We start from the raw sequence: 24188 nt of genomic DNA on the forward strand, positions 1-24188 counted from the left end.
AATTTCCAAACACTAGGTAGACTAGTAATTACGGGTAAATAGCTAATCAACGGGCCAAGTTCTCCATTTGATCGGGATTTTCTATGACAGTTTCATTGTATACCAAGTTCCATCCCAACGATTTTGTCAAGACATAAATAGTTAGAAGTTCACTTATCAGGCGTTCCTGCGCATCATCTTTGAGACCCGAAGCTTCAATTTTATCTCGAAACTGTTTGGTTATACTGGTTTTGATTTTGTTGTAATCGTTGGCTTCAAATTGGTTTAAAAAGTCCTGTGTCACATCATAATAGTCGAATTCAGGATAGATATTCACCACAGGATCGGGAATTCTCACGATAGTGAGAGTTTTAGAATTCTGATCTATTCTTGTTTCCAGTTTCCTCAGATCGTACTCCACGGTGGCTTTTGCCTTTGCCACTATTAAGGCTTTTTTATTGGCACTCACAAGATCGAGAAACAGTTTTTGGGAATTGCGATAAGTAAAAACCTGAGAATAATAACCTTCTGTCACAATCAGTTTACCTACATTTTGGATTTGTTCCTGTATCATGGCCGAGTTGGCATTGAGCTTTTCTTGGCCGTCTTTTTTATCTACAAATAACCATAGACCAGCCATAACCAGAAGAGCTGCAATAAATCCCAGGAAAAATCTATTCATAATTGAAATCGAAGTGTGAGTCAAAGATAAGGTAAGCTACGAAATTTGTTTTCCTAAGGATATCTTGATTTGACGAATGGAAATTGTTTCTGACTCATGTACCATTTGATCCCACCATACGGTAATTGTCGATTTACATTCTCGATTTCTCTGCGTAGACTTTATTTATTTGGTTTTTGTCCGTACAAAATGTTGGAATTAGCTTGATTCTCTGTCAATCTACATTGTTCGTCCATTTTTATTTCCGGGGGAAACAACAGGTTAATACTACTTGAATCATCTAAGGGAATTGTAAATTACCGATGTAGTTAAACAATTTCTGCTCTAAATGATTTTATCCTTATTATGAAGAATAATAAAATTGAGAAATTTGCTCCGTTGATGAGTTGGGATATCAGTAGTCCTGTGAGTGGAATTAGAGCCAAAAAGGCAAAAGACCTTGAGGCCCTTGAGGGGTTTTCCGAGCTACATCATTGGCAAGTGGATTTGAATAAGGAGCTGATGGCAGGTTATCAGACACTTGTATTGACAGATTCTAATCAGCAAATCCTCTGGGTAAATCAAGACTTTCATACAATGACAGGATATACGCCGGAATTTGCCATAGGGAAAAAACCTACTTTTCTTCAAGGAGTGAAAACGTCGGAGAATGTAAAACGAAGAATTCGGGAAGGTCTGGCAGCTGGAAGGAGTATTACGGAATCGGTAATCAATTATCGGAAAAGCGGGGAAGAATATGCATGCCATATTTCTATAATTCCATTAATCCATTCAACCCGTGGAATCACCCATTTTTTAGCATTGGAAAGGGAAATAGTATTGGCTTCTTAGAGATGGAGCTAACTTGGAATCAAGTTAGATTTTAACGGAATACCTTATTTATAAGATGTGTGTATGTCACGATGCTAAGTCGAAGTCTATACCTAATCCAAGAATCAGACTACTATAGTGAGGATATACCTGCGATTCATCAAGCAGAAAATTAGCAACCCATGCATAGTCGAGAGTGCATTTGGATAATTAAATTGAAACAGTATGCCAAGGGATAATTTCTCAAATGCAACATTGTTTCATGGATTGATGAGATTATATTTGCAATATAATTGCAAATTAATACGCCATGCTATTGTGTATTCCCGCTTTCACGGGTTTATTCCTATTTTCTATAATTGAATTTAACACTGAAAGATTCTACCAGGATGATCAATTTGAATACCGCCCGTTGGTTGGTTTTTCGGATAAGCCATCCTTGGATACTATCCCAAAGGATTCAGCGGCTTCCAGAGTCATGGAGCTGGAGGAATTTTTATTGAGTGAGCAGAGAGCAAGACAATTGAGAAATGAGGAATCGACCAATGTTGATTTCGTAAAGCAGAAATTCATCCGGGAAAATAGGGGAGGAAGCCTGATGAAATCACTGGAGAGACTTCCGGGAGTGAGCACAATAGGCATAGGGTCGGGGGCATCCAAGCCGCTGATCCGTGGTCTTGGTTTTAATCAGGTGATGGTGGTAGAAAATGGCATCAAGCATGAAGGTCAACAATGGGGAGCAGATCATGGGCTGGAAATAGACCAATATGCTGCTGATCAGGTGATGATTATAAAAGGACCGGTTTCATTCAAATATGGCTCTGATGCAATTGCCGGAGTAGTGGATATCAGTGAGAAACCGGCTCCAAGCGAAGATGGAATAGGTGGTTCTGTAGATTTGGGAGCCAAAAGCAATAATGCATGGCTAGGAGGTTCAGTTAATCTGCTTGCAAGAAAGAATAAATGGTTCGTAGATGGCAGACTCACCTATGCAACCTATGCAGACTTTAAAATTCCTACGGATTCGGTATTTGTGTATGATTTTGGAGTAGCCCTACATGGAAATAAAGTACGGAACACAGCGGGGAATGAATTCAATTTTTCAGGTAGAGTGGGGTACATCGGTGAGCATCTCCGAAATACGCTTTCTATGTCCAGAGTGAGGAGCAAGTCAGGTTTTTTTGCCAATGCACATGGTCTGGAGCCCCGACAAGTGGATACGGATCTTCATGACCGTTCCGATAGAGATGTCCTCTTGCCGTACCAGGAAGTAGAGCATCTCAAGCTTATCAATAAATTGAGTTATTCCTTGGGCAACAACTTGCTTGAGCTGGATCTGGGCTATCAGCGAAATGACCGCAAAGAGTGGAGTCAATACGTCAACCATGGATACATGCCTCCTATCTATCCTTCGGAAATGGCTTATTCTTCCACGCTGGAAAGAGCTTTTGACAAAGAAGTTTTTTCCCTCAATCTGAGAGATGAGCTATTTTTGAGTAATCACACGCTGTCCTTTGGCGCAAGTGCAGAATATCAAAATAATGCCATTGGCGGCTGGGGTTTTTTGATTCCTGCTTTTGAGCAATTCAGCTATGGATTCTATGCAGTTGATAAATATAAGATAACCCCCCTATGGCAGCTTACCGGTGCCTTACGCTATGACCATAGTCGTATTCATGTGTTCGAATACCGTGATTGGTTCCCAAGCGTAAAGGATCCCAATCAGAGCGGGAATCCCGACTACCTGAATAGGGCGGAGGATTTCAAGAGAAATTTCAATAGCTTGGTTTGGTCCGTGGGTTTTAATTATGTGCCCGGAGATTTTAGCTTTAAAGGCAATGCCGGAACGAGTTTCCGTACGCCTATAGCGAAAGAACTTGCTGCAAACGGCGTAAATTACCATTATTTCAGATACGAAAGAGGGAATGCTGAGCTATCACCTGAGCGCTCTTTTCAGCTGGACTTGGGAACTGAGCTCACCAAGGAGAATTGGAGTGTGAGTTTTAGCCCATTCCTAAACTATTTTCCCAATTATATTTACCTAAACCCTTCTTTTGAGCATGATTATTTATACGGTGCCGGAAATCAGGTGTTCAATTACACCCAAAGTGAGGTGTTCAGATATGGAGCTGAGATCAATGCTACTTATCAGTTAACTCCGGTGCTGAGTACAGAATTGCTTGGAGAATACGTTTACGGCAAGCAACTCGCGGGAGACAAGAAAGGGTACACTTTGCCATTTTCTCCGCCACCCTCAGCTGTATTGAACTTGACCTATAAGCCTAATCTGCAGAGTGCATTCAAGTCTCCTTATTTGGCGTTGGATTACAGACTTACAGCCAAGCAGACCAACATAGTTCCTCCTGAGAAAATAACTCCGGGCTATCAGTTGATCAATGTGCGGATGGGATCTAATGTAGCCATAGCCAATCGGAACATACAGGTCGATATCCAAATACAAAATCTCTTCAATAACCACTACCTAAACCATACGAGTTTTTACAGGCTGATAGATCTGCCTGAACAAGGAAGGAACATTACTCTTTCTTTCAACTATCAGTTTTGAGAATTCAATCAGTTTATAAACCAACTTAATACATTATGAAAATTACATCCCTAATAGGAGCTGCTCTTCTTTCGCTGATGTTCATGTCCTGCGCTGGAAATGAAGATGAAATAGACACCCGGCCACCATCAATTTCTATGGATTTTGCTGAAGCATCGCCGGCACAATGCGCAGTTTTTCAACGTGGCGAAACCCTGTCTTTTGAGGCTCAGTTTAGGGATAATTTTGAACTGGGAAGTTACAGTTTGGACATCCATCACAATTTTGACCACCATACCCATAGTACGGAGGTAAATGACTGCCAAATGGAGCCGGTCAAAACACCTGTTAACCCGTGGTTGGTGATAGAAGGCTTTTCTATACCATCTGGCCAAAGCGCTTTTAGAGCCAGCGAAGAATTGGAAATTCCAGAGGATATAGATCCCGGCGACTACCACTTTATGATCAAGTTGACAGATAAGGAAGGCTGGCAGACTATCAGGGGCATAAGTATCAAAATAGATTAATGATGATAAAAAAACATCAAATCTTTTGACGATTTGGCTTACTCCGCAATAGAAAATCGGATACACAGTGAATTTGAAAGCCCGTATAACCGGTCTAAACTTTCATGTGTCCTACTAGTTAGAGCATGCTGAAAAACGTCAGTAATAGATCAAAAGCTATCATTTTGAATTACTAACTCATTTTTGATGCGAACGGTTTTTCAGCGCGTGCAGGGGTATTGGCCACAATAGGTCTTTATGCATCAGAAAATGCCAGTACCGGGATTTTCAAGCTAGTCTCAGTCCTACCATCTTCTGCGTTGGCCTCATCCGAGGTATACCCACACATCTTCACTCGGCCGCCTTGAAGCTGGCATACCTGAGACTTTTTCAGCAAGCCCTAGTTAAATTTAACGCAACATTATTGCATGATTGATCTACTAATATGCAACAATGTTGTATATTTATGATTCAGATCTGATTAAACAAACACAAACATTTAATTACCGCTAGATTATTTATGATACAGTCTAATAGAAGAATCTTATTGCCTGTGCTTGCAGCAGTTTCCTTTTTGGCATTTTCCTGTTCCGATGACGATGATCCGGATCCCGTGGTATTGGAAGGCATACAAAAATCCAGTTTGGTTTTCACTGAAATATCGGGTGGGGATGATTTGGGAGCACATGGTGACCACTTCCATGGGATCGGTTCAGCTACTGAAGGTGAATCTTTTACGGTAGAATTTGATGCGGAGGGCAATGCCGTTTCGGGCGGACATTTGCATCTAGATCCCGATGGTATTTATAAGCTTGAATTACAGGCATGGGATTATCAGGGCAACCGTGTAGAAGGTGATTTCTTAAAGGATAAAGCCACTGCTGATCTTTACAAAGCATTCTTAGTAGGTGGAGATTTGATCCTCAATCCTGATACAGATGATGAAACAGGGGCAATTTTCCAGCCTAGAGAGCAGACTTACGGGGATGAAACTGCTGTATCCGGGAAATACGAAACCACAGGCATCTTAAGCTATTTTACCATCGGTGAGGCTAATGAGGGAGGAACAATTATGATTTCATACATTTTGAGAGAGTTTGATAGTCCTGAGACAAAGGGGTTGGTGGAAAGAACTGACTGGAATTCCAGCGACTACACTAGTAAGTTCGCAGGGAAAGATGTTTTGACATTAGACTTTGAAATCCACGCTGAACATGAGCACGATCATTGAGCAATACATATTAGAGAATTGGTTAGAATTTGAAAAAGCTGTCTGGGGATCCCGGGCAGCTTTTTATATTTGAGGATTATTCAAGAGCATACTGGGGATTCTAATTGATTTATCGATATACATAATTTGGTCGATAAGGATTACCGGTCGTTTATAAGGATAATGCAATTTTTGAAAAATGAGAATTTAATTTGTTTCAATTGGTGGACTCATTATTTTTGTATTGTTCAATACAAAAATAAGATGAGAGGTAGGCCTACACTTCGCACCCATGAGGAGTTGATCTTAAAGACACAGGAAATCTTTTGGAAAAAAGGTTATACAGCTACATCCCTGGGAGATCTACTGAAGGGAACAGGGATTGGCAGTGGAAGTTTTTACAATACGTTTAAAGGGGGTAAAAAAGAGATATTTCGTAAGGCATTGCTCCAGAGGAAGGAGGCATTTGAGAGCTTCAAGCGGGAACTTGAGCAAAGCGAATCACCGCTCGATTTGATCAAAAACTTTTTTAGAAGTATTGCAGAAGCAACCGAAGAAACTCATCTGAACGGCTGTATAATTGCCAATTCAGTGGTGGAGATGACCCACGTCGACGATGATTTGGAGCTGGAGGCGGTAAATATCCTGAAAGAGGTAGAGCACATGTTTGCAGATACTATCCGGAAGGCTCAGAAGCTGAAAAGCATCAGCAATCAAACTGATCCTGTGATTCTGGGGAAATACCTTATCACATTTTGGTGTGGATTAAATACACTACGGCGGATGTATCCGGATAAGAATATCCTTCAGCAACAAATAGAAATGCAATTAGCTGTGATCAGCTAATTTTTTTCACTATTAATGGAATGATCAATACAAAAATAACAATAGAGCAAACTTATGGACTTACAATTGAAATCAAAAAGAGCATTTATCAGCGGTTCCACACAGGGCATTGGTTTTGCGATTGCGAGGCAACTGTTAAATGAAGGGGCTGATGTGGTGATCAATGGAAGAGATGAAGAAAAGCTGAATAATGCGGTAGAAAAGTTGATGCATGAATTTCCCCATGGATCCGTTTCAGGAATGCCGGCTGATTTTTCAGATTCTGAAGCTGTGGATTTATTGCTGAAGGGGTTGAAAGACATTGATATACTGGTCAACAACGTAGGAATCTTTGAACTTAAGCCATTTGGGGAAATCCCGGATGCGGATTGGATAACCATTTTCAATGTAAACGTACTGAGCGGTGTGAGATTGTCCAGACATCTTTTACCGGGGATGTTGGAGCGGAATTTCGGACGCGTTGTTTTTATCAGCAGCGAATCCGGCGTGAATGTGCCTGCTGATATGATCCATTATGGAATGACCAAGGCAGCGATAATGGCAGTAGGTAACGGACTTTCCAAACTTACCAAAGGTACAGGAGTGACGGTCAATACCATTTTGGGAGGGCCGACCTATTCTGATGGAGTTGCGGCAACAGTGCAACAGATTGCCCGTGCTCAAAATGTAACCGTGAGTCAAATGAAGTCCGGTATTATGCAGCATAGCAATCCGGATTCCCTGATGCAGCGTTTTATAGAGCCGTCTGAAATTGCTGTGTTGGCTGCATATTTGGCTAGTCCCTTATCCATTGCCACCAACGGGGCTTGTGTAAGAGCAGATGGTGGGGTATTGAAGCAACTGTAAAGGGAATTTGTCTGTTTGGCAGATATGATTTGCTTTGAGCTGATGCTGTTATTTGCTTAGGAATTACAGAGAAAGGAAGTGTTTTCGGGTTTTCAATGGTCCTTATTGTGTTGTTTAATGAAAATTTGCTCAATCGATACAAATACAAAAAAATCATGTTTGTAAGAACATTCCGCTATTTAGGCTAAATTTGGATTCCATAGTGCAAAATGGTCTAATGAAATTTACATTTAACTTTAAGCATACTTTATCAATTGCTTTGTTCTTGCTGACAGTGGGTAATCCGTTTTTGCTTTTTGGACAATGCACCCAAAATAATTTCACAGTATCAGGTTTTGAGTTGCGCGATGAAAATGGAAATCAGTTTTCAGTCACAGACGATTACGAGCTGGGCGAAGTGGTAAATGGGGAATTGTGGATTATGTTGGGAGGAGCTTCTACCAACGGCTATAATTTGAGTTTTTACTTCGATATATATGCTGATGGGGTTTTGACTCAAGCTAATCAACAAGAATGCCTTTTTTCGGGGATTCAGGCAGTTCAGGGAGTTTGGATTAGGGTAAGGGATTTGATCTGGAACTGGGGAGATGTCATAGACATCAGAAATGTATTTATCCACTGGGATACAGGTTCGGCTAAGCCTGAGAGTACCTGTACGATTAAAGATCCGACTAAAACTAATTCCCAATGCTATAGTAATCCCCAAGGATTCACCGCAGCTGTTCCTCTATTCCCCAAGTTTGATTTTGAGAGCAATGGGGTATGCAATACCACCATTCAGTTCTCCAGTCAAACCATTGGTGGAACCCCTCCATTCAATTATAGCTATTCATGGGATTTTGATGAGGATGGAATTACTGATTCCATGCTGGAAAATCCTTTGTTCAATTTCCCAAGTTCAGGTACTTTTCCCATTACGCTGACAGTAGATGATGGAACTTCCATCACTACCATTGTGAAGGAAATCTACATCGACCCCAACTTCGGTATACGGGTGACTATTTTTCCCACTAAAATCGATGATAGTTCAGGGATTATTTATGTTGAAAGTGTCACAGGGGGAACGGAACCTTATATTTTTTATTGGACCGGCCCAAACGGGTTTACAAGTACTTCAAGAGATATTTTCGATTTAAGCAATGGTTTTTACACCCTTGTCGTTACTGATCAAAATGGATGCGCTCAAATGGTGACTTATGAGTTGGATATAGCACAGGTACTTAGCTCTTTTTGGATATCAATGCACCTTTCCGTAGACAGGTCAGCAGTCAATATCAGATGGGAGGTCACCACCACTGAGGAGGACTATTATTTTGAAGTTGAACGAAGTTCGGGTGATATCTCAAATTTTGTCCGTATCGGAAGTGTTCCCAAAATAAATTCAGGCAGAGAAACAGAAGTTTATTCATTCTCGGATAATTCTATACCTGTATTGGAGAATACGCTCTATTATCGGGTTGTGAGGAAATCTGATAGAGAAATTGATTATAGCATTGTAAAAATGTTTAAAAAAGAAGTTGTTGAGGTTGAAAATCCATGGATAGTTTATCCTAACCCTTCCTTGAATAGAGATATATTCCTTAAATATTTAGGGGTTGTAAAACCAAATCAAGGGCCTTTAACTATTGATGTTTTTAGCTTAGGAACCTATTTTCAATCCATGACCCTCCAAACTTCACTCTCCGAAGCCATTAATCTTAAGGAAATTTTTCAAAATTTGCCAAAAGGTCACTTGACTTTAAGGATTCACTTGGGGAATAAAGTAGATAGTATTCATTTGATCCATTGGTAGTTTTAGTGATAATAGATTAAATCAATAACAGGTATGGATGAGATTTTTCTAACTAGGCTGTCTCATAATTGTTAATAGCCTAGTTTTTGTTTTTCGCTACAACACCTTAAAAACTAAAAAGAAATATTCAACGAGGTTTTTGAGTTGTATTTTGTCATATCACTGAATATTTCCAAACTGGCAATTGAAGGGTTGGAAATGGAAAAAGCTCCATATAGCGGAGCTTTTTTATTCTGATTACAAATTCTGGGATAGAACTATGGGATTGTAAATCCCGAAGAGCGTGTAGTGTCGCCGTAATAATTATTTAAAGCCCAACTTCACTCTTACTTTATCCAAAATCTCAGCTCCTACAGCTTTAGCTTTTTCTTCGCCTGAGGCCAGCTTTATCTCGATTTCTTCAGGATGATTCATGTAGAAGTCAAATAGTTCACGCTCCTCTCTATACTTATCGAGAATCAGCCCCAGAAGTTCCTTTTTGGCATGGCCATAACCATAGTTTCCGCCCTTGTAGTTTACTCTCATTTGTTGAGTTTGCTCTTCGGTAGCTATAAGACTGTAGAGTTTAAATACATTATCAGTCTCGGGATCTTTTGGCTCTTCCAATTCCTTGCTATCAGTCACGATGCTGTTGACATTTTTCTTAAGTGCTTTTTCTGGAAGGAAAATATCGATAAAGTTATTGTACGACTTGCTCATTTTCTGCCCATCCGTTCCCGGAATTGTCTTTACTGCCTCATCGATCCGGGCTTCAGGAATAGTCAGGATATCTTCTCCCACTATTCTGTTGAATGTGGAAGCGATATCCCGGGTCATCTCCAAATGCTGCATCTGGTCTTTTCCCACAGGAACCAAGTCAGCTGAATACAGTAAAATATCCGCAGCCATCAATACCGGGTAGGTAAACAGGCCGGCATTTACATCCGACAGTTTTTCGGCTTTGTCCTTGAAGCTATGTGCATTTGCCAGCATGGGAAAAGGAGTAAAGCAGTTTAAATACCAGGCGAGTTCTGTTACTTCCGGTCTTCTGGATTGACGGTAGAAGGTAGTATGGGCTATGTCTAAGCCAAAAGCCAGCCAAGCAGCAGCCACTGCTAGCGTGTTTTGCTTGCGGAGCTCACCGTCTTTGGAAGTGGTGAGGGAGTGTAGATCCGCAATAAAAATGAAAGATTCTTCTTTGTTTTCTTTGATCAATTCGATTGCAGGGACGATCGCACCGAGAATATTTCCCATGTGAGGTCTTCCGCTACTTTGAATGCCTGTTAATACTCTTGCCATTGGTCTGATTTTGATGCAAATTAAGTAAATCAGCCTATAATACGTTTGAAATTATGCGTTAATTGCGGGTATGATTAGAATTGAAAAGACCCTCTCTGCGCTCTTAATCCTTTGCTTCTTGTCCCAACTTGCAGTGGGTCAAGATGCTATCACCCCTAAGGTGATCTGGGCAGTAAACAAGGTAGATTTGGGAACGGTTCTCGAAGAGCAGGGTCCACAGATGGCGGAATTTCAGTTTACGCATACACAGGATTCTCTTTTTTTCATAGAAAAAGTCTGGACGGATTGCGGGTGTACAACAGTTGATTATACTAAGGACACCCTGGTAGTAGGAGAAAGCGGGTCATTGTTGGTTTCTTTTGACCCATCCTCAAGTGCCGGGTATTTCTCCAGAATGATTGTGGTTAAGGGAAACCTTATGGGTGTTCAGGATACGCTTTATATTGAAGGAAATGCCATACCGAGAGCAAGCGATCCTGAGGGAACGTATAGAACACGAAAGGGAGATTTGGGATTTAGACTTTCTAAAATCAATGTGGGAGAAGTCTTGACCAATCAGCCTAAATTGAAACAAGTGGAGGTATATAATTTTGGGGAGAAGATTTTCTATAAAGACAGTCTGATGTATGATGGCCCTGAATATATTTATGTAAGCCAACTTTCGGATGCCATATTGCCCAATGACCGCGGACTGCTTCAGGTGCTCTATGATGGAGCCATGAAAGGTGATTTAGGATATGTCGAAGATCGAATTTCACTCAATTGGCAAGACAGCTCTACTTACATAGACTTGGATGTGTTGGCGGATGTGTTTGAGTATTATGCGCCTTTTAGCAAAGACGATTTAAACCTAGTTCCACAGCTTGTTATTGATCCTAAAGTAATTGATCTGAAAACAATCACTTCAGGTAAAATTCAAGTCGAATATGTTACGCTAAGTAATAGGGGAAAGCAGGTGCTGGAAATCAAGAAAATCCAGGGGAATTGTGAGTGTCTGAAACTTGAGCTGCCAAAAACCTCACTTGATCCGGGAGAGTCCATCGAACTTAAAGTAGTCTTTGACCCCATAGGAAGACAGGGGATTGATCAGCGGAATATTTACATCTTCAGCAACGACCCCCTGAATCCGGTTCAATTGTTTTTGTTGAAAAGTAGGGTAGAATAAGAGTTATTGGGGCAATTTGGTCATTTTTTTCAAATCCGGAATATTTTGATACTTTGTAGTATAGGAGAGGTGTTTTTGTGTTTTCCCACAATGATACTATATAATTAATCTGAATTTTTATAGATGAAAAGACGTGTACTGTTTAGTGTCGGATTGTTAATTTGCATGGTTTTCACCTCGCTGAAGCCTACTGAGATAAACCCCTTCCGCATATATCCCTATTTGCAAGTATATGGCAACAACAAAATCCAACTTACATGGTTTAGTAATTCGTTGGCAGAGAGTTCTATTAAACTCGTAGGCGAAGAAGGGTCAGTTATTTTCAGAGGTAAAGTTGATGCTGAGGCAGTTCCGGATATTTATTATACTTCACAGGAAAAAAGCCAGAATATCAATGGTCTTGAACAAGGAAGTTGGCTAAAGACTGACCATATATTTCGGTATAGATTTTATGTTGATTTGCCGCAAGATCAGGATGTGAACTATACGGTCACACTGTCAGATTCTGATTATTCCGGGTCATTTACCACTCCAAAATCTAAGTCCAACTGGGATAAAATTAGATTTATCGCCTTAGCAGATTCTGAAACAGATCCAAAAGGTCGGGTGACAAATAGAGCTTGGTATCCCGGACAGCCATTATTTCGTCCTTTTTCTAACCCTACTTTGTGGAAAGAAAAGTTTGGAACCACTACAGAGCAGGGTATAGAGTTCCTTAATTATTTTCTCACGGAGGAAAAAGGATATAATGAAAATCTAAAAATAATAGATTCAAGAAGTCCTGATTTTATACTTATGCCCGGAGACTTGGTTCAGGGAGGTGGATATCAACCGGCTTGGGATGAATTTTTCAGGCATAATGCAGGTCAGATTGGAAATGGATTGTCCAGATATGCGATTATTCCTGCATTGGGAAACTGGGAAGCCTATGGAGGAATTAATGGTGGGTATGGGACTAATGAAAAAGGTGAATTTATCCCTCTCGTGGGAAGGAAGCGTTTCCATACCTATTTTGAAACACCCACTGAAGACCCATTACAAAAACATCGTCAAAGCTACTATAGGGTAGATTATGGGCCAGTGACGATTTTGACTTTGGATTCCAGTAATGGTACACCAGACCAAACAGCCGCTGATTTCGAAGGACAACCAAAGCTCACTGGGAAGCAATTTACTGTGCCAGGCACAGATACCCAGGAGAACTATAATCAAGCACAGTATAACGCTGCTGGAGGAAATGATTTAAGTGGTTTCGGACCAGGCAGCGATCAATATATTTGGCTGGAGGAAAACCTTAAAGAGGCCAGTGAAAATGGGCAATTGATCTTTGTGCAATACCACCACATCGCTTACTCCTCTGGAGAGCATGGTGTACCGATGAATCATGAACTTTCTGTGGGGCAAGTAGGTACACCGATGCAGGTTCTCAATCCAATGTTGGAAAAATATGGTGTAATCGCTGTTTTATCTGGGCATGATGAGTTGTTTGAAAGAAGTTTTGTAGATGAGGATGGGGATGGCAAAGGCATTATGTACTATGATGTAGGTGTAGCTGGAGATGGGATGCGGGGAGAGAAGAGAGACTGGTTCGGTAATCCATTCAATACACTGAATTATAATCAATACAGGAAATGGACTGCAGACCAGAGCGAACCAGAGCAATGGGATATGAGCGGTACAAATCCAGTCTTGACTGATGGCGGGAAACATTATGGGCATCTGGAAGTGAATTTGGAGAAAAGCGTGGAGGGAAATCAGGAATTTGCTTTGATCAAATTCACCCCGGTTTACGCTTTTCCGGTGATGGATCAAAATTACAACCTTCAGAAAATAGAGCGGAGAGTGTATAAGGATGAGGTGAGCATGAAGATTCCGCTACGCAAAACGGAGTTTGTGCCAGTAGTAAATGATTCTGTGACAATCTACCTTGATCACGAAGGAAAAGCGTATTTAACCTCGCTTGACTTCTTAAAAGATCAACCTGAAGAGGCAGCATCTTTCACATTTACATCGTCCCAAGGATTCGAATTTGACTGCAGGGATTTAGGAGAGAATGAAATTACTATCACCTCTACAAACTCCGCTTCAGGAGATATATGGGAAGATGGAGTCAGACTGTTTGTACTGGATACTATCAAACCTTATTTCAGGTCAATATCAAAGACGTTTGAATTTGACCCTGTGATCGGAAAAGTTGAATTTAGTAAGGATGACTTTACCGATATTGATATTCAGGATAATTGTTCAGGAGATTATGATGTTACGTTTGGTAGATCCAAGACTATAACTTGTGCTGATTTGCAGGAATACTACGAGAAAGGAAGACTGGATGTGGATATCACTGTTTCGGATCAATCTAATAATAAATCCACCATACGCTCTTTCATTACCCTTGATGTAATTGAATCGGTCAAGGTTTCGCTGACTGTAACTTCAGAATCCCAAAATGGAAATCCGGTGAAATTAATGTTAGGCTCCGAGTTTCCTTTTGAGGTACTCGGTTGGTATAGCGGAGAAGGGCTGATATCGTCTAGTTCTGATAAGGAGCTTATGGTTAGCAAAACTGGGGTTTATAAAGCCAAACTTCGCACTTTAAATGGATGTGAGGTGTTTTCTAAACCAGTCGAAGTGACTTTTGATGGTGCTCCTGAATGGCCAGTGGTGAAAGATAAAATTGAGTTAGAGCTTGTGAAAGAAGGGAAGGCAACGCTTAAGCCTGAACACGTATTTACGAAGTGGCCCATTAATTCAGAATTCACAGTGGAATTAAGCAAATCGGAATTTTCTTGCGATGTCCTTTGGTCAAATGCAGTTGTTGTCAAGATAACTGATTCAAAGGGAACAGTTGCTGAAGAGGAAATTGAGGTGATAGTTAGGGATAAATCAAATCCGGTTCTAGTCACCAAAAATGTGGAGGTGGTGGTTGATTTGTCTACAGGTAAAGAAGCATTGAATTCAGAGGATTTTATAGCTTCTCTCACAGATAACTGTGGAATCAAAGAAGTGAAGCTTAGCCGACAGTCTGTGGGGTGTGATGATATAGGAAAAGAAATAACAGTAGAAGTGGGAGCTTTCGATATTGCCGGGAATGCCGTGCAGAAACTAGCCAAAGTGACTGTGAAATCCACCAATTCTGAGCCAGTAACAATAAGCGGTTCTGCGTTCCTATGTATCGGTAATAGTAAAACGCTCACACTGGAATCAGAAGCTGTTTTCGAAGTAGTGAGATGGCACAAGAATGGAACTGTTATCAGCGGAACAACAGACAAAACCTTAGCAGTAGAAGAGGGTGGTAGCTATCATGCCATCGTGAGATATGCCGGCGGATGTCTATTTGAAACGGAGAAATTCGAAGTGGAAACGATAGCTAAACCAAATGGAGAGATCGAGGAAGATGGAAATATCCTGAGCGCACCGGATGGGGATTTTACTTACAAATGGTTTAAAAATGATGTTGAAATCGGCGGAGAGACTTCCAGGACTATGGAAGTACACGCTATGGGAGAATATGCGGTAGAATTGACCAATGAGGCAGGTTGTACTGCGAGGCTTACTTCTGTGACTATGACCATTTCTGGAATACTCCAGCCGGGGAGCATACTTTCAGAGAAACTGAAGATCTATCCAAATCCGGCTTCGGGTCAAGTGGAAATCCAAACCTTGGGTGATTTGGAATTTGCTGAGAATTCGATGAGAATTTATGACCAAAATGGGAAGGATGTCAGTTCAATTGTGGAGGTGATTAGTCATAGCCCAAATGCTGTTAAGCTTGCTATTTCCCGTTTAGCCGCAGGAACTTATGTGATTATGGTGGAGAGTCAGGAAAACCGGATGTTTGTTGGGAAGCTGATGAAAAAATAGGAATACAAATCTGCAGTTAGCCTAAAATTCTGTTTTGATTTCCCGCAGATAGACGCTGAAAAGGTCACAGATTCTAAGCAGATGTTTCGAAAACAAAGCCATTACTTCCTTAATCCTCTCTATCCTGCCTCACAATTTTAACAACACGGTTGTAGATTATTTCCGCCAAGTTCCAGTCGTACCCATCAAAATTGCTGGTATTATTAAACTGGATTACCACCGTATCTATGTCTTTGTGGTACTTGGCAATACTCTGATAGCCCGGAAGCAAACCTGTATGTTCGTAAGCGTAAATGGAGGAATAGATCTCCTGTTCCCCTTCATCGAAAATTGAACCATCATTTAGCGCCCGTAGGAATATCCCGACATCTTCAGCGGTGGCAAGCATTAGGCCGGTGTCTTCCGTCTTGAAGTCTTTGTCAATCCCAACATAATACCCGCTCATGACCTCATCCATATCGACTTCACTCAGAGAAGTGTAGGTATTTTTTAGCCCAAGTGGTGCTAAAATTTCTTCTCTGATATATTGCTGATGGGGATAGCCAACCGTTTTATCTATCAGATCAGAGATCAGCAGGTAGTTTGTATTGGAATAGCCATAGTCTTCACCAGGTTCAAAGTCTGCCGGTAAATCCAATGCGTAATTTAAAGTCTCTTGTTTGCTCGTTGGTGGCTTGATCCAGTATTCTGGATGATCTGTAAAATTCGGAATTCCGGATCTATGCTGCACCATCATTCTTAGGGTGATTCTATCCGCATTCTCTATTCTTCCTTCAAGCTCTGGGAAGTACTCCACCAGTGTTTTATCCAAAGACAAACGTCCTTCCTTGACTAGTTTGGTAGTCGTCACAGCTACATAAAGCTTGGTAATACTGGCGATCTTAAATAAGGCCTGTGGATAGGCAGGTATTTTCTTGTTTCGGTCATGCCAACCAGTGGCATAAAACTCTGGGGACTTTCCACCCTGATCCACGTAAACAATCATTCCATCAAACCCCTGTTCAATTCCTTCCTCCAGCTGCTCCTGAACTGAATCGGGTAGGGGTAAAATCCAAGCCTTCACCAAAACCCAAGGAACAAAATACAGCGAACCTATACTTGCAAGAATAAATAGAATTCGGAGGGGTTGTTGGATTTTGGGATTGGTCATGGTCCTTACGGAAGATATGGATCTTTGGTGAACACGCACTTCTGGTTTATAACTTCCAGAAGTCTGCTAGATTAGTTTTGGTTTTTAATCTGAGTAAGCCATTCGATAAATCTCTGTGTTTGATCTTTGTGTTTTTTCTTTCTAATTCTGTAGAGTTTATGTCCTGACTCCGAAATCAACTTATTTTTTAAATTATCCTTTTCAATTTGCTTGGGGGTATCATGATAGCCACTGTCAAGTTCAAAAAAATGAGTTGGTTTGTGTGTGTAGGAGTCTACAATCACTATGTCTATTGATGATGATAGAAAAAACCACTTTTCATGATTACCTAAAGTGTCTAATAAATTAGAAGATAATACCATTGAGAGTGATACATTTGGGAGGATTATACAATCTGAAAAAACTTTGGATGCAGCTAAAAAAAATTCTTTCTCTTGAGGTGATTTGAATATCGAATCTGTTTTATTTCGTTTAATTGCATCTATTTCTTCAATCAATAAATTTTCTAAAATAGCGATTTCCCGATTTTCACCAATCTGTTTTTCTTTATGGTCAGCCAACGCTTGCTTAAATTTCGGGTGTTCACGTTTCTGCTTGGCGAATTCTATATTCCCTGTAATATCAAATAATCGAATAAGTAGATTTTCTAAGTCTTCATCTTTCAGTTGAAATGAATAACTATTGGATTTATGAAAATTAAAAACAGAATTCAAATAAATGAGTTCATCATCTTTATCGAGAATTTGTTCAGATAAGAGCTCCTTTATGAAATTATCATGAAATAAACTGGCAAATATTGGGTCACTAATCAGGTTTTCAAATATAACATTATCTCTTAAAGTTTCAATTAAGCGATTCCAATTTTTTTCTTGAATAATTTTTAATGCTTCTTCACGTTCCATAATTTATTTCAATATTTTATCTATAATATTTATATTTAATATATCTAAATTTGATGTTATGTGCTTAGGTCTAGAGTTGTTGTTTGATCCACTGAGATTCGTTATCGATTGTTTGAGAAATGTGTTTCGATTAACTTTTATATAATTCCTTTAGTTTATCTAATCCATCACTTCTTTCCTCAATAATTAAATTTTTATCTGCAATAGTCCATTTCCCGTTTGAGAAAAATGAAAGTAGTTTTGTTAAATCCCATACCATTACCTCGAATTGTGTACGCGTTTTATTTAGTGTTTCTTGTAATTTCAATTCGTCATTGCTGAGGTTATTGGTGTCTAATAAATTAAGTCCATTAATTACGCTATTTAATAGGTTTTCAGATTTCTCTATTCCCCAAATTGTCATATCATAGGGGAGATTTGAGTTTTTAGCTACAACTTTCAGTTTTGAAATTTTTTCACAAATTACTAATAAATAATTTTCAACGATTTCAACAATCTCTAAAATGAATTTTCTGTTTTTTATATAAAAATTCCCTGTTTTTTCGTCAAACTCAATACTTTCTTCATTTTGAAGTAACTTAAAAAGTTCTTTATTATAATTAATCTTTGAATTACCCTTAAAAATGTTAGAATTATTATGCGTTATTAAATTTCTAATTTGTTGTACTTTTTGAATTCTAACCCAATCCTTTTCTAATTCGGTTAATGAAATAAAAGCTATCTTCTCTAAATATAATCTGCTTTTTTCAATATAATTTCTGCCGGATAAATCTGAAACTGAAATATTTGAAAATCCTTTTTGATTATCATATTCGCATATTTTTTTTAACCAATGTTCTAAAAAACCATAAACTGATGAAAGCATTGGGTTATAGGTTAGTTTTGAGAACACTTTATCATATCTCCAATATTCATCAATTAACGTTTCAGAATACTCATTTTCATTCTCTGACCCTTTAATTTCTTCAAATTCCTTTTCAATTTGATTAATTTTTGATTTTAAATCACGAGAAGTTTCTTCAATAAAATCTCTATATTGGTGAAGCTCTGATCTTATTATTTGTTCAAGCATTCTAAATATTGATGTCGATTTAAATTGTCTTCTATCCATTTTATTTTTTTTTCTTAACTACAAGAAGAAAATTTTCAGAACCAATTTACTACTTGTATCATGCTTGTTTATAATAATTGCTATTATCTAATAAACCTTAATCCGTGCCCTCCGCGGTAAAACACCCTACACAAAAGCCGGAATCCCCGTTATCTCCTGACCTAAAATCAACAAGTGAATATGATGAGTTCCTTCGTAAGTGATCACTGATTCCAGATTCATTATATGACGCATAATAGGAATTCTCCTGTGATGTGTCATAAGACAGGCATTTATCTGTTTTTATCCCCATTCGCCTTACAAGATCGCATTTTGCGATCTTAAAATTTAAATTGCTTACGTCTATTTATTTTTCAATATACGCTAAAAACTACTCTGCCTAGAAATGTACCTGAATATGTTTTATGACTTTTATTCTCGCGCCCTCTGCGTCTCCCTCCGTGCCCTCTGCGGTAAAACCCCTCACACAAATGCCGGAATCCCAGTAATCTCATGCCCCAAAATCAGCAAGTGTATATCATGTGTTCCTTCGTAGGTGATCACCGATTCCAGATTCATCATATGACGCATAATCGGATATTCCCCGGTGATGCCCATTCCTCCGTGGATTTGTCTGGCTTCTCTGGCGATGGTTAAAGCCATCTCCACATTGTTTCGTTTTGCCATGGAGATATGGACAGTCTTGGCTTTTCCCTCATTCATCATTTTGCCTACTTTCCAGGCAAGCAATTGGGCTTTGGTGATTTCGGTGAGCATTTCGGAAAGCTTCTTCTGCACCAGCTGAAAACTGGCAATAGGTTTGCCGAATTGGATACGCTCAGCAGCATATTTTCTTGCAGACTCATAGCAGTCCATGGCAGCTCCTATCGCCCCCCAGGCGATTCCAAAGCGTGCCGAATCCAAGCACATCAGCGGAGCTCCGAGACCTGATTTTCCCGGGAGCAGGTTTTCTTTTGGGACTTTTACATTATCAAAAACAAGTTCACCGGTGCATGAAGCCCGAAGCGACCATTTTCCGTGGGTTTCCGGAGTGCTGAAACCTTCCATGCCCCGCTCTACGATCAATCCGTGAATTCTTCCTTCCTCATTTTTTGCCCACACGACTGCGATATCAGCTTGGGGGGAATTGGAGATCCATAGTTTGGCACCATTCAGTAAGAAGTGATCTCCCATATCTTTGAAGTTGGTCACCATGCCACTTGGATTGGAACCATGATCGGGTTCGGTAAGACCGAAGCAGCCCAGCATTTCTCCTGAAGCCAGTTTTGGAAGGTATTTGTTTCGCTGTTCCTCCGAACCGAATTTATAGATAGGGTACATCACCAATGATCCTTGGACAGAAGCCGTAGATCTCATACCTGAGTCACCCCGCTCTATCTCCTGCATGATCAGGCCGTAGGAAATATAGTCCAATCCGCCACCGCCATATTGCTCGGGAATCTGTGGGCCAAAAGCTCCGACATCACCAAATTTCTTGACGATTTCGGTAGGGAAATAAGCCTTTTGAGCCCAATCTTCTATGTAAGGCGAAATCTCTTTTTTGACAAAATCCCGGATGGAAGTTCTAATCAATTTATGCTCCCCTGTGAGTAAGTCATCGAGGTCTAAAAAATCAACACCATCGAAGGTATCTTGCTTCAGTGACTTTCGTATTTCAACTGACTCCATGTTATTTTTGGTTTATTAAGATGAATCTGTGACTTTTGTCGGGAATTTAAAAATCTCCAGCTGATCCCAAGTAAATAGATCGCTGACGAAAATACTACCTTTTTATCCTAAAAGCACTCATGGAGGAATCACAATTTGATCCCAAGATATTAGATAAAATAGAACTTCTCCAGAAGAAATTCAAAGCTTCCGGTCAAGACATGCTGTCCTATCTGGAAGGGCTGCTTTATTCAGATTACCTTACCTACTGGGATTACATCAATTTGGATGTATTGCTTTCTCTACAGCAGCCCAAAACCTCTTTCAAGGACGAAAAGATCTTTATCATCTATCATCAGATCACCGAGTTGTATTTTAAGCTGATTATATCTGAAATGGAGCAAATTGCAGAGGAACAGCCTATTACAGAGAAGTATTTTCTGGCTAAGCTGGAGCGGATCAATATGTACTTTGACCATCTTATCAGTTCGTTTGCGATGATGTGGAAAGGCATGGAGCAGGAGCAGTTTCTTAAATTCAGAATGTCTCTGCTTCCTTCCAGTGGATTTCAAAGTGCCCAATATAGAGAGATAGAATTGATGGCTGCAGATGCCTTCAATCTGGTGGCATTGGACAAGCGTACCGATCCTGATTTCCATACGCCTACAGATGAGATTTTTGAAAACCTGTATTGGCAACAGGGTGCAATCGAATTGGCAACGGGGGAGAAGACGCTTACATTAAAAAACTTTGAAGCCAAATACAGCAAGAAATTGATGGATTTAATGGATGGCTATCGGCGCAAAAATTTATGGCAGCGCTACATCGATGTGCCTAACCCCACAGAGGAGTTGACTGAATCTATGAAGCAGTTTGATCTAAAGGCAAATGTCTTTTGGCCCCTTGCCCACTACAAGTCAGCTGTACGTTTTCTGCAAAGAGACCCTGTGGATATCGCAGCTACGGGTGGCACCAACTGGCAGAAATATCTTCCTCCGCGTTTTCAAAAAGTGATTTTCTACCCGGAATTATGGTCAGAATCTGAGCGGGAAGAGTGGGGAAAAGGATGGGTGGTGAAGGAGATTTTTAGGGAAGAGTAGTTTTTGGGAGTAGCAGCACGCTAGTATTAAGTAGCAAGATGTTGGATAAAGGCATAATTTGAAGGGCGAATCTATGTTATTGAGGCAATTTCGGTTTTGCCGTCAATCCTCTAAAGTAAAGAAACTATGGTTACTGGCATCATAGAGGAAAACCATGTGTTTTATTAAGTATATCCGGCTAAGCATAAGGAAAGAGCGCAGAACTAGGATTTGGCTTTTACTTGTGGAGTGACAAATTGAGAAGTTTGACAACGATCATTCGTTAATTGGAAGTATTGGCCGATGTATCCTCAAAACTCGAGTTACCCGCTTCTTACTTTTTCTTTCTTTGGAGGTGAAATAGCGGAAAAACCTAAAATTTTACCTCAAACTGATTCTTCTGCGAGGATAAATTTCTGATTCCAGAATTTTACTGGCATCTTGGCCTGTATGGTTAATCCATCTCAAACGCATGATGAATGAGTAAGAAAAATCCAGTAAAGGAAGTCAGTTTAGCCCGTAGTCTCTTTACGCTTGCCTGGCCGATTATTATGGCCAATATCCTCCAAACAGCTTATCAGTTAATCGATACGTTTTGGCTGGGAAGATTGGGCGCAAATGCTGTGGCTGCGGTAAGTATCAGCTTTCCTATTTTGTTTCTTGTGCTCTCTTTGGGTGCAGGACTTACACTTGCCGGAACAGTGATCGTGTCGCAGTTCAAGGGTGCAAATGATAAAAAAATGATTGATTTCGCAGCTTCACAAACTGTGGTTATTGTCTTTTTGATTTCAATTCTCTTAGCATTTTTGGGATACGCAGTAGCATCGCCCTTGATGAATTTGGTGGGAGCAGGGCCGGAGATATTGAATGACTCGGTTACTTACTTTCAGGTTTCCTCATTCGGTTTTGTCTTTCTCTTTATGTTTTTCGTCTTTCAATCCTTGATGAGGGGAATTGGAAATGTGCTACTCCCGATGTACATCGTATTTGGGACGGTTCTTTTGAATCTGGTTCTGGATCCCCTATTTATTTTTGGTTACGGAAGCATAGAAGGCTATGGGGTGGCAGGAGCAGCTATAGCCAGCATTATCACGCAAGGTTTGTCCGCAGCAGCAGGTTTGTTTATTCTGTTTCGAGGCAAACAGGGAATTAAGATCAGATTGAGCAGCATGAAGCTTGAATTTCGCTGGGTAAAACGAATGTTTGAATTGGGAATACCTGCGAGCTTGGAGCAATCCTCCAGAGCCGCAGCTATGACTGTGATGGTCATGCTCGTGACGAGTTTTGGAAGCGAGATAGTTGCTGCCTATGGAATAGGGGCTAGAATTCTAAGTTTGGTCATAGTACCATCCATTGGGATGGGAATAGCTACTACCACGTTGGTGGGTCAAAACATCGGAGCAGGGCAAATCAAACGTGCGGAAAAAATAGGAGATCTAAGTGTTAAAATAGCCTTCTTTGGATTGACAGGAATTGGCTTACTGCTTTTTGTTTTCGCAGAAAAGTTAACTGCTTTCTTTGTTCCAAATGATCCTCAAGTCATAAAGGACGGAGCGAGATTCATCCGGATTATGAGTTTGAGTTTTGGGCTTTTGGGAGTGCAACAGGTGCTGAATGGTGTGTTTAACGGCACCCGATTTACCCAAGCTTCCATGCTCATATCCATCTTTAGTCTTTGGATGGTTCGCTTTCCTGTAGCATTCGTGCTTTCTGCCAAAACAGATCTGAGCTTTGAGGGAATTTGGTGGGCATTTCCAATTTCTAATCTAATCGCAGCCATGGTTGCCTTTGCATATTACAAAACCGGATACTGGAAAATCCGAACCTTCCGACATAGAAATGAATGGATGGAATCGGGCTTGGGGTAAATGTAGCTTTCTCCTGTAATTTAGCTTTATTAAATCGAGCATGTCGAAGACGACACACAGTGGGATGATTATAAACCGTGCGAGATTCCATGTGGCCAATAGAAAACAATTATAAACACATGAAATTACACAATTGTAAGAATTACAAAGAGATGAGTCTACTGGGAGCTGAGCTTGTGCATGCCGAAGTGGAGATCAATCCCGATTTACTTTTTTGCGCCGCAAGTGGCAATTCTCCTGCTGGACTGTATGAATTGATGGCAGAGAAGCATGCTGATTCACCTAGCTTTTTTGATTGGATGAAAGTGATCAAACTCGATGAGTGGGTTGGGCTAACAAATGATTCAACCTTTACTTCGGAGTATGACATTCAGGAGAAGCTGTTGAAAAAGTTGGGAATCCGAGGCGATCGATACATTTCTTTCGAAGTGGAAACCCAGGATTCAGAGTCTGAATGCGATAGAATTCAGGATGAAATAGATGATCATCATGGAATAGATATCTGTATTCTGGGAATAGGGATCAATGGGCATATTGCTCTAAATGAACCTGCCGAATTCCTCCAACCTGATTGCCATGTAGCCAAACTTCATCCCGTGACTTTGGTAAGTGGGATGATTGAAAAAGTTGGGATTCCTCTCACTGAAGGTATGACCTTAGGTGTGGGAAATATTATGAACTCCAAAATGGTTATTCTCTTTGTCACGGGAAAAGGCAAAAAAACAGCTTTGGATTTACTTATGGAAGGAAAAATAAGAACAGATTTGCCGGCATCTCTACTTTGGTTGCATCCGAATGTTCATGTGATCGTGGATAGGAAGTCGGTGCATTGAGAAATCCCTATACCCGCAAAGATGGCACTAGTCAAAATTCCTTTGTTCACCCTGTCAGGTGACCGAAGCGGCCTTAGC

19 protein-coding genes are annotated in these 24188 nt (G+C 40.3%); 12 read left to right on the plus strand and 7 right to left on the minus strand.

Annotated elements, in window-relative coordinates; all coding sequences use genetic code 11:
• Window positions 1-46: 46 nt before the first annotated feature.
• Complete coding sequence (locus ID165_RS06760) at window positions 47-661, minus strand: DUF4230 domain-containing protein (protein ID WP_192349604.1); 615 nt, start codon at window positions 659-661, stop codon at window positions 47-49.
• Between the two features lie 345 nt (window positions 662-1006).
• Here ID165_RS06760 and ID165_RS06765 point away from each other — a divergent pair, with 345 nt between their 5' ends.
• From ID165_RS06765 to ID165_RS06795, 7 genes are all read left to right on the plus strand, one after another.
• Complete coding sequence (locus tag ID165_RS06765) at window positions 1007-1492, plus strand: PAS domain-containing protein (protein ID WP_192349605.1); 486 nt, start codon at window positions 1007-1009, stop codon at window positions 1490-1492.
• 289 nt (window positions 1493-1781) lie between these two features.
• Entirely contained in the window at window positions 1782-4037 is a 2256-nt protein-coding gene (locus ID165_RS06770; protein WP_225587016.1) for a TonB-dependent receptor, read from the plus strand.
• A 35-nt stretch (window positions 4038-4072) separates the two neighbouring features.
• Window positions 4073-4543 (plus strand): DUF4625 domain-containing protein, encoded by a 471-nt coding sequence (locus ID165_RS06775; protein ID WP_192349606.1) that lies wholly within the window; start codon window positions 4073-4075, stop codon window positions 4541-4543.
• Between the two features lie 499 nt (window positions 4544-5042).
• Window positions 5043-5753 carry a hypothetical protein gene (locus ID165_RS06780; protein ID WP_192349607.1) on the plus strand — a complete coding sequence of 237 codons (711 nt, stop codon included), beginning with the start codon at window positions 5043-5045 and terminating at the stop codon, window positions 5751-5753.
• Between the two features lie 243 nt (window positions 5754-5996).
• Complete coding sequence (locus ID165_RS06785; RefSeq protein ID WP_192349608.1) at window positions 5997-6578, plus strand: TetR/AcrR family transcriptional regulator; 582 nt, start codon at window positions 5997-5999, stop codon at window positions 6576-6578.
• A 54-nt stretch (window positions 6579-6632) separates the two neighbouring features.
• Window positions 6633-7424: an SDR family NAD(P)-dependent oxidoreductase gene (locus tag ID165_RS06790; RefSeq protein WP_192349609.1), complete on the plus strand. Its 792-nt coding sequence runs from the start codon at window positions 6633-6635 to the stop codon at window positions 7422-7424.
• 217 nt (window positions 7425-7641) lie between these two features.
• On the plus strand, window positions 7642-9216 hold the full coding sequence (locus ID165_RS06795; protein WP_192349610.1) for a PKD domain-containing protein: 1575 nt from the start codon (window positions 7642-7644) through the stop codon (window positions 9214-9216).
• Window positions 9217-9519: 303 nt separating this feature from the next.
• On the opposite strand, the gene trpS is transcribed toward ID165_RS06795, so the two are convergent.
• On the minus strand, window positions 9520-10494 hold the full coding sequence (gene trpS / locus ID165_RS06800; RefSeq protein WP_192349611.1) for a tryptophan--tRNA ligase: 975 nt from the start codon (window positions 10492-10494) through the stop codon (window positions 9520-9522).
• 70 nt (window positions 10495-10564) lie between these two features.
• On the opposite strand from trpS, the gene ID165_RS06805 reads away from it, so the two are divergent.
• Window positions 10565-11659 carry a DUF1573 domain-containing protein gene (locus ID165_RS06805; RefSeq protein WP_192349612.1) on the plus strand — a complete coding sequence of 365 codons (1095 nt, stop codon included), beginning with the start codon at window positions 10565-10567 and terminating at the stop codon, window positions 11657-11659.
• A 123-nt stretch (window positions 11660-11782) separates the two neighbouring features.
• The gene (locus ID165_RS06810; protein WP_192349613.1) at window positions 11783-15520 is read left to right on the plus strand and encodes a T9SS type A sorting domain-containing protein; all 3738 of its coding nucleotides are present in this window, start codon (window positions 11783-11785) and stop codon (window positions 15518-15520) included.
• A 109-nt stretch (window positions 15521-15629) separates the two neighbouring features.
• On the opposite strand, the gene ID165_RS06815 is transcribed toward ID165_RS06810, so the two are convergent.
• The 5 genes from ID165_RS06815 to ID165_RS06830 form a co-directional block, all read right to left on the minus strand.
• Window positions 15630-16670: a serine hydrolase gene (locus tag ID165_RS06815; protein ID WP_192349614.1), complete on the minus strand. Its 1041-nt coding sequence runs from the start codon at window positions 16668-16670 to the stop codon at window positions 15630-15632.
• A gap of 71 nt (window positions 16671-16741) precedes the next feature.
• Window positions 16742-17572: a DUF2726 domain-containing protein gene (locus ID165_RS06820; RefSeq protein WP_192349615.1), complete on the minus strand. Its 831-nt coding sequence runs from the start codon at window positions 17570-17572 to the stop codon at window positions 16742-16744.
• 130 nt (window positions 17573-17702) lie between these two features.
• Complete coding sequence (locus ID165_RS06825; protein ID WP_192349616.1) at window positions 17703-18683, minus strand: hypothetical protein; 981 nt, start codon at window positions 18681-18683, stop codon at window positions 17703-17705.
• A gap of 126 nt (window positions 18684-18809) precedes the next feature.
• The gene (locus ID165_RS26900) at window positions 18810-18944 is read right to left on the minus strand and encodes a hypothetical protein (protein WP_255505160.1); all 135 of its coding nucleotides are present in this window, start codon (window positions 18942-18944) and stop codon (window positions 18810-18812) included.
• A 201-nt stretch (window positions 18945-19145) separates the two neighbouring features.
• Window positions 19146-20351 (minus strand): acyl-CoA dehydrogenase family protein, encoded by a 1206-nt coding sequence (locus ID165_RS06830; protein WP_192349617.1) that lies wholly within the window; start codon window positions 20349-20351, stop codon window positions 19146-19148.
• A 119-nt stretch (window positions 20352-20470) separates the two neighbouring features.
• On the opposite strand from ID165_RS06830, the gene ID165_RS06835 reads away from it, so the two are divergent.
• From ID165_RS06835 to ID165_RS06845, 3 genes are all read left to right on the plus strand, one after another.
• Window positions 20471-21430 (plus strand): tryptophan 2,3-dioxygenase family protein, encoded by a 960-nt coding sequence (locus tag ID165_RS06835; protein ID WP_192349618.1) that lies wholly within the window; start codon window positions 20471-20473, stop codon window positions 21428-21430.
• Window positions 21431-21888: 458 nt separating this feature from the next.
• Window positions 21889-23277, plus strand: coding sequence for an MATE family efflux transporter (locus tag ID165_RS06840; protein ID WP_192349619.1), 1389 nt, complete (start codon window positions 21889-21891; stop codon window positions 23275-23277).
• 119 nt (window positions 23278-23396) lie between these two features.
• Complete coding sequence (locus tag ID165_RS06845; RefSeq protein ID WP_192349620.1) at window positions 23397-24110, plus strand: 6-phosphogluconolactonase; 714 nt, start codon at window positions 23397-23399, stop codon at window positions 24108-24110.
• Window positions 24111-24188 lie beyond the last annotated feature (78 nt).

The sequence above is a fragment of the Algoriphagus sp. Y33 genome, from assembly GCF_014838715.1.
Lineage (GTDB): Bacteria > Bacteroidota > Bacteroidia > Cytophagales > Cyclobacteriaceae > Algoriphagus.

Bases quoted from the DNA above. Each gene is read 5' to 3' on its own strand.
- ID165_RS06780 (WP_192349607.1), top strand. From the start codon at position 5,043: ATGATACAGTCTAATAGAAGAATCTTATTGCCTGTGCTTGCAGCAGTT.
- ID165_RS06845 (WP_192349620.1), top strand. From the start codon at position 23,397: ATGAAATTACACAATTGTAAGAATTACAAAGAGATGAGTCTACTGGGA.
- ID165_RS06770 (WP_225587016.1), top strand. From the start codon at position 1,782: ATGCTATTGTGTATTCCCGCTTTCACGGGTTTATTCCTATTTTCTATA.
- ID165_RS06840 (WP_192349619.1), top strand. From the start codon at position 21,889: ATGAGTAAGAAAAATCCAGTAAAGGAAGTCAGTTTAGCCCGTAGTCTC.
- ID165_RS06835 (WP_192349618.1), top strand. From the start codon at position 20,471: ATGGAGGAATCACAATTTGATCCCAAGATATTAGATAAAATAGAACTT.
- ID165_RS06820 (WP_192349615.1), bottom strand. From the start codon at position 17,572: ATGGAACGTGAAGAAGCATTAAAAATTATTCAAGAAAAAAATTGGAAT.
- ID165_RS06830 (WP_192349617.1), bottom strand. From the start codon at position 20,351: ATGGAGTCAGTTGAAATACGAAAGTCACTGAAGCAAGATACCTTCGAT.
- ID165_RS06765 (WP_192349605.1), top strand. From the start codon at position 1,007: ATGAAGAATAATAAAATTGAGAAATTTGCTCCGTTGATGAGTTGGGAT.
- ID165_RS06810 (WP_192349613.1), top strand. From the start codon at position 11,783: ATGAAAAGACGTGTACTGTTTAGTGTCGGATTGTTAATTTGCATGGTT.
- ID165_RS06815 (WP_192349614.1), bottom strand. From the start codon at position 16,670: ATGACCAATCCCAAAATCCAACAACCCCTCCGAATTCTATTTATTCTT.
- ID165_RS06785 (WP_192349608.1), top strand. From the start codon at position 5,997: ATGAGAGGTAGGCCTACACTTCGCACCCATGAGGAGTTGATCTTAAAG.
- ID165_RS06790 (WP_192349609.1), top strand. From the start codon at position 6,633: ATGGACTTACAATTGAAATCAAAAAGAGCATTTATCAGCGGTTCCACA.
- ID165_RS06795 (WP_192349610.1), top strand. From the start codon at position 7,642: ATGAAATTTACATTTAACTTTAAGCATACTTTATCAATTGCTTTGTTC.
- ID165_RS06805 (WP_192349612.1), top strand. From the start codon at position 10,565: ATGATTAGAATTGAAAAGACCCTCTCTGCGCTCTTAATCCTTTGCTTC.
- trpS (WP_192349611.1), bottom strand. From the start codon at position 10,494: ATGGCAAGAGTATTAACAGGCATTCAAAGTAGCGGAAGACCTCACATG.
- ID165_RS26900 (WP_255505160.1), bottom strand. From the start codon at position 18,944: ATGACACATCACAGGAGAATTCCTATTATGCGTCATATAATGAATCTG.
- ID165_RS06825 (WP_192349616.1), bottom strand. From the start codon at position 18,683: ATGGATAGAAGACAATTTAAATCGACATCAATATTTAGAATGCTTGAA.
- ID165_RS06760 (WP_192349604.1), bottom strand. From the start codon at position 661: ATGAATAGATTTTTCCTGGGATTTATTGCAGCTCTTCTGGTTATGGCT.
- ID165_RS06775 (WP_192349606.1), top strand. From the start codon at position 4,073: ATGAAAATTACATCCCTAATAGGAGCTGCTCTTCTTTCGCTGATGTTC.